9 protein-coding genes and 3 tRNA genes are annotated in these 10873 nt (G+C 60.1%); all 12 read right to left on the reverse strand.

Going from position 1 to position 10873, the window contains the following annotated elements; all coding sequences use genetic code 11:
• Positions 1–123 (reverse strand): GTP-binding protein (locus ACYCZ5_RS11370; RefSeq protein WP_461545103.1); only part of this gene is annotated, 123 nt, incomplete at its 3' end.
• Positions 124–174: 51 nt separating this feature from the next.
• Positions 175–249 (reverse strand) — tRNA-Thr (locus ACYCZ5_RS11375).
• Positions 250–261: 12 nt separating this feature from the next.
• Positions 262–335 (reverse strand) — tRNA-Gly (locus ACYCZ5_RS11380).
• Between the two features lie 50 nt (positions 336–385).
• Positions 386–471 (reverse strand) — tRNA-Tyr (locus ACYCZ5_RS11385).
• A 115-nt stretch (positions 472–586) separates the two neighbouring features.
• Positions 587–2116: a protein kinase domain-containing protein gene (locus ACYCZ5_RS11390; protein WP_461544921.1), complete on the reverse strand. Its 1530-nt coding sequence runs from the start codon at positions 2114–2116 to the stop codon at positions 587–589.
• Positions 2116–2790: a RadC family protein gene (gene radC, locus ACYCZ5_RS11395; protein WP_461544922.1), complete on the reverse strand. Its 675-nt coding sequence runs from the start codon at positions 2788–2790 to the stop codon at positions 2116–2118. Before radC ends, ACYCZ5_RS11390 begins: the two co-directional genes overlap by 1 nt.
• Before the next feature lie 162 nt (positions 2791–2952).
• On the reverse strand, positions 2953–3126 hold the full coding sequence (locus tag ACYCZ5_RS11400) for a (2Fe-2S)-binding protein (protein ID WP_461544923.1): 174 nt from the start codon (positions 3124–3126) through the stop codon (positions 2953–2955).
• A 43-nt stretch (positions 3127–3169) separates the two neighbouring features.
• A complete protein-coding gene (locus ACYCZ5_RS11405) occupies positions 3170–6430 on the reverse strand; it encodes a UvrD-helicase domain-containing protein (protein ID WP_461544924.1) in 3261 nt (1086 codons plus the stop codon).
• Entirely contained in the window at positions 6427–8976 is a 2550-nt protein-coding gene (locus ACYCZ5_RS11410; RefSeq protein ID WP_461544925.1) for a PD-(D/E)XK nuclease family protein, read from the reverse strand. The genes ACYCZ5_RS11405 and ACYCZ5_RS11410 overlap by 4 nt, the downstream gene beginning before the upstream one ends.
• A complete protein-coding gene (gene fdxA / locus ACYCZ5_RS11415; protein ID WP_461544926.1) occupies positions 8973–9296 on the reverse strand; it encodes a ferredoxin FdxA in 324 nt (107 codons plus the stop codon). Before fdxA ends, ACYCZ5_RS11410 begins: the two co-directional genes overlap by 4 nt.
• 8 nt (positions 9297–9304) lie before the next feature.
• The gene (locus ACYCZ5_RS11420; protein WP_461544927.1) at positions 9305–10021 is read right to left on the reverse strand and encodes a type 1 glutamine amidotransferase; all 717 of its coding nucleotides are present in this window, start codon (positions 10019–10021) and stop codon (positions 9305–9307) included.
• A 2-nt stretch (positions 10022–10023) separates the two neighbouring features.
• The gene (folE2, locus tag ACYCZ5_RS11425) at positions 10024–10821 is read right to left on the reverse strand and encodes a GTP cyclohydrolase FolE2 (RefSeq protein ID WP_461544928.1); all 798 of its coding nucleotides are present in this window, start codon (positions 10819–10821) and stop codon (positions 10024–10026) included.
• Positions 10822–10873 lie beyond the last annotated feature (52 nt).

Consider the following 10873-nt stretch of genomic DNA (forward strand, 5'->3'; position numbering starts at 1 on the left):
GCCGAATGTCTTCGACAACACTGTCGTGATCGCCGCTGTCAGCGTGGTCTTGCCGTGGTCAACGTGGCCGATCGTGCCGACGTTTACGTGCGGTTTGGTACGTTCAAATTTGCTCTTTGCCATGATAATCCCCCATCAACCCAATTAACGAAAAGAACCTAAAAACATAAAATCTGGTGCCCATGGCGAGAATCGGACTCGCGACCTCTCCCTTACCAAGGGAGTGCTCTACCACTGAGCCACATGGGCCTACAAAAACTCTGGAGCGGGAGAAGGGAATCGAACCCTCGTCATAAGCTTGGAAGGCTTCAGCTCTACCATTGAGCTACTCCCGCAAAACCCAACGCCAGCCCACTATTAAACTACAGCAAACTGCCTTTCAATTTGGTGGAGGGGGACGGATTCGAACCATCGTACTCATAAGAGGGCAGATTTACAGTCTGCTGCCTTTAACCACTCGGCCACCCCTCCAAAATGAGCGCGCGATTATCCATAGAACCTTGGGGCATGTCAAAGGGAAAATACGGAATCCGGCAAGAATCGAGCCAATATTTCGGCCCGCCCGACATTTCCAGCAGCTACCGGCTCATGCAGGAGCGGGATAGGTGTTCAAATGCGCCATCAATGTCTTGGCGGAGTGGCGTTGCGACTTGTCTTTCGCCATCATGCCATCCAGCAGAGGCTGCCAATGCTGGTATTCCGGTTGCAGCTTGGGTGTTTCAGCCCGCAGGTGCTGCTGTGCGATGCTTTCCAGCGTGTCGCCCGTATACGGCTTGCGACCTGTCAGCATGTTATAGAACACCGCGCCCATACTATATATATCGGTACGGTCATCTTCGGCTACACCCAGCGCCTGCTCCGGACTCATATAGTATGGCGTCGCCACGATCGCATCCAGACGCCCATCCATGCGCACCTCGTGCATGCGCCTCGCCACGCCGAAATCGCCCAGTACCGCCGCCCCGTCCTCGCGCAGCATGATGTTCTCGGGCTTGATGTCTCGATGGATGATGCCCCGCTCGTGGACTTCGACCAGGGCATGCACGATCTCGCGCAGCACACGCCATGCTTCTTTCCCGGAGATCCCCTGTTTGCCGATACGCTGCTTGAGCGTCCCGCCCGGCAGGTATTCCATCACGATGAACAGCGCATCGTCAGTCACGCCCTGGTCGAATATCTGCAACACATGGGGATGACGCACTTGTTCCAGCAAACCGTACTCCTCGACAAAACGGTACAGCACCTCGCTATCCTCCGAGACACTGCCGTCGGCGAACTTGAGTGCCATCAGCACCTTGTCGCTCGATCTCTCGGCAAGGAATACGCTGGACATACCACCGCGCCCCACTGCTTTAAGACAGCGATAGCCTGGCACTTTCGGAAGATCCTCGCCCTGTTCGCTTTCATTACCCAGCATGGCAGGATCGAACGCCCTGTACATGCCGGAACGTGCGCCACGATCCAGTTTCAGCGTTGCGTCCATGCTGTCACCCGCCTCACCTTCGCGCACGACCACCACCTCAGCCACCTGCACCGGATCTTTCAGCCAATCAGCACCCAGCGTGCCGCGCCGGCGCGTCGATATCCCTGATCCGACTTCGGCCAGCGTCTGCTCGCTGCACACCACGTTCCAGTCCAGATCTTTGGATTTGACGGATAGCAGGGAGGCGATGGACACCGCATGCCCGCAAACGATGCGCTGCCCCTCGGCCTGGTGACTGAATTCGGCGAAGACCAGCTCACCGGTATGTATACCCACCCCGACGCCAAAGCGGTCGAAGTCCTGCTCGGGAAACGATTGGCGGATCAGGAAGCGGGTCTGGTAGGCGATCAGGGCGACTGCCAGCGCGCAGCGCAATGCCCGGCGGGCATGGTTATCCGCCCCGGCCACATCAAAGAACGTCACCAGCATGCCGTGGTTGCTGATCGAGGTCAGCACACCCTGCTGCTGCTCTACCTGCGCGCCCACCTTCGCGTAATAGCTGGCCATCAAACCGGCCAGATTCGTAGCAGACACCCGTTCTGTCAGATGGATGAAATCGCGGATGATGATGCTGACTACCGTCGCACGGGTCGGCACGTTGCAAGCCGGCTCCCCGCTGTCCTCATTCCCCATTACAAAAGACCTCTCTCTGCGAATGACAGGCAACTCGCACCTGCCACGATAAAATGATCCAACACCCTCACATCGACCAATCCCAGCGCCTGCTTCAAAGCATCCGTCAGCAACTGATCGGACTGACTCGGCTCGGCCACCCCTGAAGGGTGGTTATGCGCGAAGATCAAAGCCGCCGCATTGTGATGCAGTGCACGCTTCACCACCTCGCGCGGATACACACTGGTTTGCGTCAGCGTGCCCTGGAACAACTCCTCCATCGCGATCACGCGATGTTGCGCATCGAGGAACAGCGCCACGAACACCTCCTGCTGCCGCCCCTGCAATAACAGCCGCAGATAGTCGCGAACCGCCTGCGGTGAATTCAAGGCATCGCCCGCATGCACCTCTTCTTTCAATGCGCGCCGCGACATCTCCAACACGGCCTGCAACTGCACATACTTGGCGCGCCCCATGCCGCGTATCTCGCAGAACGATTTTTCGTCAGCGGCGAACATCGCCGTCAAGCCGCCGAACCGCGCCAGCACCTCACGCGCCAGATCGACCGCACTCTTGCCGCGCACACCGACGCGCAGGAATATCGCCAGCAATTCCGCATCCGACAGCGCCGCCGCACCGCGCTGCAACAACCTCTCCCGGGGCCGCTCCCCTTCCGGCCAGTCCACGATACTCATCGCACACCTCCATCTGAACAGATACTGCCGCCCGTCACGCGGCGATACCCATTGAAAAAGTGTGCCTATTCTATGGGGCGGGCAAAATAAACACCATGCATTAAACGAACAATATTCAGCCCGAACGATTCGGTCGACGAACCATATGGACTGGCAACCAACTCAGAGCCGAGTGTTCTTTTGTTCGGAGAGATCTTTCAGGAAATCCGCGATATCCCATTCGCAGCCCCCACAGCCGGAAAGCGCGCCCGTCCAGCGGGAGATGGCATCCACATCCATGCCTTGCTCAAACAGCTGGCGGATATATTCCCGTCGCGTGCCGCTGCAGTGGCACATGACTTCATCTTCAGGACAATCACGCTGCGTCTTTATATATGTGCTATTGCAACTCACTCAAAACCCCATCCGCAAACAACAGTGCGCACTTGACCTCTTTGTTCGCATACACCGCCCGCATCGCGCTTTGGTATTCCGCCATCTGTGCGCGATAACGTGCCGCATCGTCCGAATCACCCAGCTTGTAATCCAGCACCCAGACTTCGTCGTCGAACTCGACCAGACGGTCGATGCGTTTCAGCTCGCCCCTGACATTGATGTAGGGCATCTCGTTGCAGGCGGTGCGGTATTGCTGTGCGTCGAAGAAACGAGCTAGTTGCGGAGCGGCGAGCAGGCTTTTGGCTTGCTGCCAAAGCGATTCGATCTCTGCGGCGGGAATGCCGAGGCCTTGTTGCAACGCCGCCTGATCCAGCCGACCTTCCGTCAAGTGTTGCAGCAAGGCATGCAGCCAGATGCCGCGCTGCTGCCGGGTAGTGTTGCGGGCAGCGCGCTGACCGGCGGGAATGATGACGGGCAGCGATATGCCCTCCTTACGCATCTCCGAAACTTCCGCCACTATTGATGCAGTGGCAAAATGCAGCGGATTATTTTGTTCGCCTATCACTCCGGCTATGCGCCCATACCACGTGAGCTGCTTCACCTCGCGCGCCCCCTGACTGCCGCTGACGACGAGCGCCTGCTGCGCGCGGGTCATGGCGACGTAGAGCAGGTTCATCTCTTCGCGCGCCTGCTCGGCGGCGTCCTGCTCGAACAGCGGCAGGCGCTTCTTGCCGCGCGAGGCTTGGTCGGCATAGAGCGAGAAATGCAACGGCTGCGCCTCATGGGTCGGCCAGTCCAGCAGCACATCGCTGCCGTCGCGGTTCTGCCTCTCGGCGTTCGCGTCCAGTAGCCAGACAACGGGCGCTTCCAGCCCTTTCGATTCGTGCACGGTGTAGATGCGCACTGCATCTCCCGCCGCACCGAGCTTGCCTTCATCCGGCGCATCGTCCGCGCTGTCGCGCAGTTCGCGCAGTTCCTGCAGGAAGCGTGGCAGGCTGGGATAGCGCCCGGCATCCACGCTCAGCGCGATCTCCATGAAAGCATGCAGGTTGGCCGTCACCTTGGCACGCATCTCCGCCGGCAGCACGGCGCTGTAGCGTGCGATCACATCACCCTCGAAATAGATGCGGTCGAGCAGATCGTGCACCGGCAACTTGTCGGCAAGGGCGAGCCAGCGCTGCAGGCGTTCGGAGGCGCGTTGCAAAGCGGGTGACGGTTCGGGCAGATGTTGCAGTCGTTGCCACCACGAAAGGCGAGTGTTGAGTGCTAAGTACTGCGCAGGATTCTCGGTACTCAGTACTTTTTCCTCAGCACTGCTTGATGCCAAGCGCATCAGGTCCGCATCGCTGCACGCAAACATCGGCGTGCGCAGCACCTGCGCCAGCGCGAGATCGGCGAAGGGCGTGATAAGGAACAGCAGCAGTGCCTGTATGTCTTCCGCTTCCAATGTGTCGAGCAAACCGCCGCGCCGCGAACTGATGAAGGGGATATGTTTCGCGCGCAGCGCTTCTTCGTAGATGGCGAGATGGGTGCGGCTGCGCACCAACACCATGATGTCGCCATAAGTCGCGCGGCGTGCCTCGCCTGCGTCGTTCACCGACCACTCGCCGACGATGGTTTGCAGTTGCGCGGCGAATTGCGCGGCTTCCATGTGGCGCGCACCTTCGCCAGCTTCGGAACGCGGCGTGGTGAGCGGGTCGCGCAACACGAGTTGCGCATCTTCGGCGACTGCTGCTTCCGCGTATTCTGCCTCCGCCAGCGGCAACACCAGCACATGACCCGGTAATTCAGTTTGATGCGTCTGGTGCTCGACGAACTCGAAGCCTTCCGGCTGCTCGCGGAACACCGCGTTCACCGCATCCACCACGGCTTGCGAATTGCGGCGCGTGAGACTGTTGCCCAACGTTTCAGCGCGGAAATGCTGTTGCAGGTATTCGCGTGCCACACCGAACAAGCGTGCATCGGCACGGCGGAAGCGATAGATGGACTGTTTGGGGTCGCCCACCACGAACACGGTCGGCTGCGATTCCACCGCCACCGAGGCGTCGAACCATGCGCGCATGATCTGCCATTGCAGCGGATTGGTGTCCTGGAACTCGTCCAGCAACACGTGACGGTAGCGGCTGTCGAGCTTGTACTGCATGGTCTCGGCATGCTCGCTCTGTTGCAGCAGGCGGCACAACTGCCATTCCAGATCGGAGAAGTCCATCTGCTGCTTCTGCGCCTTGAGCGCCTGATAGCGCTCAAGGAAGGCGACACCGCAATGCAGCACGGCTTCGTTCAGACGATAGGCTTGCTGCTCGGCGAGGGTGTCGCGCACTTCCTGCACAATGGCGAACAGTGCGTCGCGCGTGACCAGATAGGCCTCGGCATCCTGCTTCTTGGTCGGCTTGAAACTGCGCGGCTCGTCCGCTTGCGTGAACAACAAAGGAAATACGGTATCGAGGCGCGCCTCGGGCGCGCTGTCCGTCCAGGCTTGTTCCAGCTCACCGGCTTTCTTCGCCTGCGTGTCGGTGCCGTTACTCGCCAGTTGGCGCACAAAGGCGAAATACACTTCTTCGCTGTTACCGCACATACCCCAGTCGGCGACCGGATCAAAATCCATATCCACCGCCAGATCGTTGCGCAGATTCTCCAGCGCGAAGGTCAGCGCAGCTTGCTCCCCTTGTGTGTACGCCCACCATTCGGCGCGCTTGGCGAGAAAGTTGAACAGCAGCTTGCGCGTGTTGAACAAGCCATATGCCTCGAACAGCCATTGCATATGCCGCGCTTCATTGCCCTCCGGCTGCTTGCGCATCTGTTCCAGAAATTCCTCCCACGCCTCCTCCTGCTCGGCTCCGGCGCGTTCCAGCAGGCTCATGCCCTGCATCACGTCGGCGTTCAAAGGCGCGCGCTGCATGACCTGCATGAACCAGCCGTGGAAGGTGCTGAGGGTGATGGCGGGCTGAGCCAGCAAGGTCTCCTTGTACAGGCTGCGCGCACGTAGCAACTGCTCATCACTCAGTTCGGCGATGCCGCGCTCGGCGAAGAACTGGCGCACGAAAGCCTCGTCGCCCATCGCCAGATCGCGCAGCCACAGTTGCAAACGAGACTGCATCTCCTGCGCGGCTTTGCGCGTGAAGGTGATAGCGAGGATCTGCGAAGGCTGCGCGCCGTCCAACAGCAGACGCACGATGCGCGACACCAGCAGCCAGGTCTTGCCGCTACCGGCACAGGCTTCGACCACGACGCTGCGGGCGGGATCGAGGGCGATGTGATTGCTCATACCCACTCCCCCTTGCGACACACGCCGCGCACTTCGCAATATGCACACACCGCATCGATACCGTTCGCGGGCAGACCGGAGCCACCGCGTATCTCACCCATCACCTGCTCCAGCCGTTCGGCATTCAGCTGCGCCAGCAGCGGCACATCTTCCATGGGTGCGACCTGCCTAACCTTGCTGCTCTCGATACTGACGAAGGCCGCGTCCGCCGCTTCGTGCGCGTAAGCGTAGCAGGCGAGTTGCACATCCTCGCCCGGCTCTTTCAATTTGTTGCGAAGCAACTGGTCGCTCTGCATCTTGTAGTCCAGCACCAACTTCTCTTCGCCGCGCACATCCAGCCGGTCGATGCGGCCGCGCAGACGGATGCCTTCCAGCGGCCAGTCGAAGGCCTGTTCGGATTCTGCATAACGCCAACCCTCAGCTTCGCGTTTTATCTGCCAATCCAGATAGGCAGGCAGAGATTGAACCCAGCGCGCCAGCCAGGCGCGCGCGGCAAAGTCCTGCGCCAGCAGATCGGCGAACACCTCTTCGCTGATCTGCCGCAGGGCAGCTTCCATCTCGGCTAAATCGCCTTGCATCACCAGCGGATACTGCTCGTGGAAACGCTGCAGGATGCCGTGCACGCGCTCGCCGTAGTCGCGCTTTTCGATAGCCTCCTGCACTTCGTCTAATTCGTTCAGCTTCAGGATGTGGCGCGCATAGTATTGGTAGGGGCAGGCGACCAGCGCGTTGTAACCGCTGATTGAGATACTGGTCGGCACACTGTCAGGCGAAATAGCAGGCGCGGGCTGCACCGACTGCGCCAACTCGACTTGCTGCATTTCTTCCGCGACCAGATAGGCATGCAAGTCGCGCTCGCTCAGATCATCACCATGAGCTTGCTGATGCGCATCGCTCAACATCTGCAGGAACGGGCTGAGCAGACGTGCCTCGCCGTTCTGCTCCTTCTGCCAGGTGACCAGGACTTCGTCGTTCATGGCCAGCAAGGCGCGCAGGTCATCGTGCTGGCGTACGGCATGGAAAGTGCGTGTCGGCAGGCCGAGCGTAGCGCGCACCGCGTCGTTGAACCAGCGTCCGCCGTCTCCCGCGCTGGGCAGATGAGCAGCATCGCAACCGAGCAACAGTACCGCATCGAAACTGCGCCAGCGCGTGGCTGCGAGATGGGTGAAGCGCACGGGGCTGTCGATACTGCTATCGCGAAAGGTCTCGGTATCCAGTTGCTGCGCCAGCCAGCGCCGCCATTCTTCGAAACGGTAACGGCCTGCATCGCCGTGTAATTCCTGCTTCCAGTTATCCAGCGCACGCAACAGTTGCAGACCGGCATCGTCCTGCTGCAAACCGGCATCGATGCCCAGCACATTCAAGCTTTGCTGCAATGCCGCCAGCCATTCCGTCAGCGTCTGCTTCCTGTTCTGCGCCTGCAGCGCCGCAGCTTGGCGCATGCGGGCGAGCGGCTGATGCAGCGCGATCTCTTGTTCGGCCAGCGCGACGTATCTCTCCAGCCCGGCAACCACGCCCTGTTTGCGCAGCAATTGTTCCAGTTGATACACCGCCGCCTTGCGCTCGCCCGCCGTCATGTCGGCAAAGATGAATGGCGACTTGAGCAGGTCGAGCAGGTCGTGATGGTAGAAATCGCTTTGCAACGCGGTGAGCCAGCGGTCGAGTACGGTACTCACCGACAGCGTGGCGAAGGTCCAGCCAGTCTCGTCCGCCACCAGGATCTCGGCGCGTTCCAGCAGCGCGCGCGTGCGCCGCGCCGCCACGCGGTCCTGCGCGACGATGGCGATATTGCGTTTGCCATCGGCCAGCCAGCGGCGCACCTGCATGGCGGCGGCGCGGGCTTCTTGCTCCAGTGAGGTCGCGGCGAAGAACAGCGGCGCTTGGCTAGTCACCTCCATCTCGCGCGCATCGAACACCTTCACCACCGCATGCTGTTCATATTCTTCAAGGAAGCGTTGCTCCAGCGCATCCCATTCCGATGCACGCAACACATATAGCGGACGTTCTGCCTGCTGCGCCAGCTTGGCGAGGCGCATCTGGTAGGCGCGCGCGGCATCCAGTTCTTCACCGCTCTGCATGGCATGCCACAGCTCGAACACCAGTCGCGCTTCCAGTTGCAACGTGGTGTTCTGTCTGGCCTGATAGGCCTGCTGCACGGCGGCGGCAAAAGCATCCGCATCGCCCGGTAGCGCGTGCACCGCATGCGTCAGTTCGTCGAACAGTTTGAGCAGTTCCTGCGTCATGCTCCACAGGTCGGCGTGCTCGAACCATTGCAGCTTGCGCAATTGTTGATAGAGCATGGCGCTGCGCTGGCTGTCGCTGGCGACGGGTGCAACCAGCGGCACACTTTGCGCCCATTCGTTCAGCGTCACCATCTGCGGCAACAGGATGGCCGCCACTTGCGCATGGCGCATCAGAGCCTGCGCCAGCGGCTGCGCGGCGTGCATGTTGGGGAGGATGACGGTGATGCCGCGCAGATCGGGCGCGGGATGCGCGGCAAGGATGCGCTGCGCGACGCGGTCGAAGAGTGCGCTGGCCTGACTCACTTCTTCAGCAAGTGGAGTTTGTCTTTGACCTGCAGCCAGTCATCGGCATCCGGCGGGGCGTCTTTTTTCACGGTGATGGGCTGCCAGTGTTTGGCCAGATCGGCATTCAGTGCGATGAATTGCTGCTGATCCGCCGGCAGATCATCCGCCGCGTAGATCGCGTTGGCCGGACACTCGGGGACGCACAGCGAGCAGTCGATGCATTCTTCGGGATCGATGACGAGGAAATTCGCGCCCTCGCGAAAACAGTCGACCGGGCACACTTCTACACAGTCGGTGTATTTACAGCGGATGCAGTTTTCGGCAACGACGTAGGTCATGCCGCATTCTAACTCGCGCGCGGGGCAATGCCGTGTATCCAGTGACGATAGAGCCGCTCAGCCACTTCGGTCAGGCGCGGCAGTTTGTCGTGCATCTGCGTCTGCATGGTCTCGGCACTTTGCACGCCGGGGCTGGCGAGGTTGGCAGCAAGGTCGTCGGCACCAGCCCGGCACCAGTCTTCGATCATGTGTTCGGTCATCTCGACATGGCATTGCATGCCCAGATGTTTACCGATGGCGAAGGCCTGGTTGGCGCAGTACGGGCTGGACAGAAGATGGACGGCATTGGCTGGCAGCGAAAAGGTCTCGCCATGCCAGTGGAATGAATCGAAAGTCTTGATGTCGCCGAACCATTGCTGTGCCGTCTCGTTGTCGGCAACAGTGACTGCGCCCCAGCCCAGCTCCTTCACCGGATTCTTCGTCACCACGCCGCCCAGTGCCTTGGACATGAGTTGTCCGCCGAGGCAGTGGCCCAAAACGGGGATGTCTTTTGCGATGGCATCGCGGATCAGATTCAGGGAGCGTGGTATCCACGGCAGATCGTCGTTCACGCTCATCACGCCACCCATGAACACCAAGCCGCTGAAGTCGTCTGCGTTTTCCGGAACAGCCTCACCCTGATCGACATGGAACATCTGCCAGGGGATGGCGTGCTGGGTCAGGAACAGTGCGATATGACCCGGCCCTTCATTCGCAGAATGTCGAAAGACGGCGACCGGTTTCAAGATCAGCCCTGAGTCTTGTCGCGCTCGATCAGCGCGTAGGCGGAGTGGTTATGAATCGATTCAAAGTTCTCGGATTCGACGATGTAGGCTTCAATACGATCATCGGCATTCAATGCCGCCGCCACGTCGCGCACCATGTCTTCCACGAACTTGGGATTGTCGTAAGCACGCTCGGTGACGAACTTCTCGTCCGGGCGCTTGAGCAGGCCGTACAGCTCGCTTGATGCCTGCTCTTCGGCGATACGCACCACGTCCTCGATCCATACCGAGCCTTTGGTACGCACGGTGAGCGTGACATGTGAACGCTGGTTGTGCGCCCCCCGTTCGGATATCTCCTTGGAACAGGGGCACAGGCTGGTGACGGGCACCAGCACCTTCATGGTGAAGCGGTACTCACCGTCAATGATTTCGCCGGTGAAAGTGACGTCATAATCGAGCAGGCTCTGCACGCCGGAAACGGGCGCGGTCTTGTTCACGAAATACGGAAAGCTCATTTCCAGGTGGCCGGACTTGGCTTCCAGCTTCTCCACCATCTCACGCAGGATACTTTCGAACGATTCCACCGTGATCTCGCGGCCGTGCTGATTCAGGATCTGCACGAAGCGGGACATGTGCGTGCCCTTGAAGTTATGGGGCAGACGCACATACATATTAAATGTGGCGATGGTGTGCTGCACGCCTTCGCTCTTGTCGCTGACGACGATGGGGTGGCGAATACTCTTGATGCCGACTTTGTTGATGGCGAGCTGGCGGGTATCCGCGCTGCTCTGCACGTCTGGAATTGGCGCGGGTGCGTTCATTGTCGTAACCTTTGCGTTGTGGCCGGGGGCCGATTATAGACAATCTCCGACT

The organism is Sideroxydans sp., assembly GCF_054604835.1.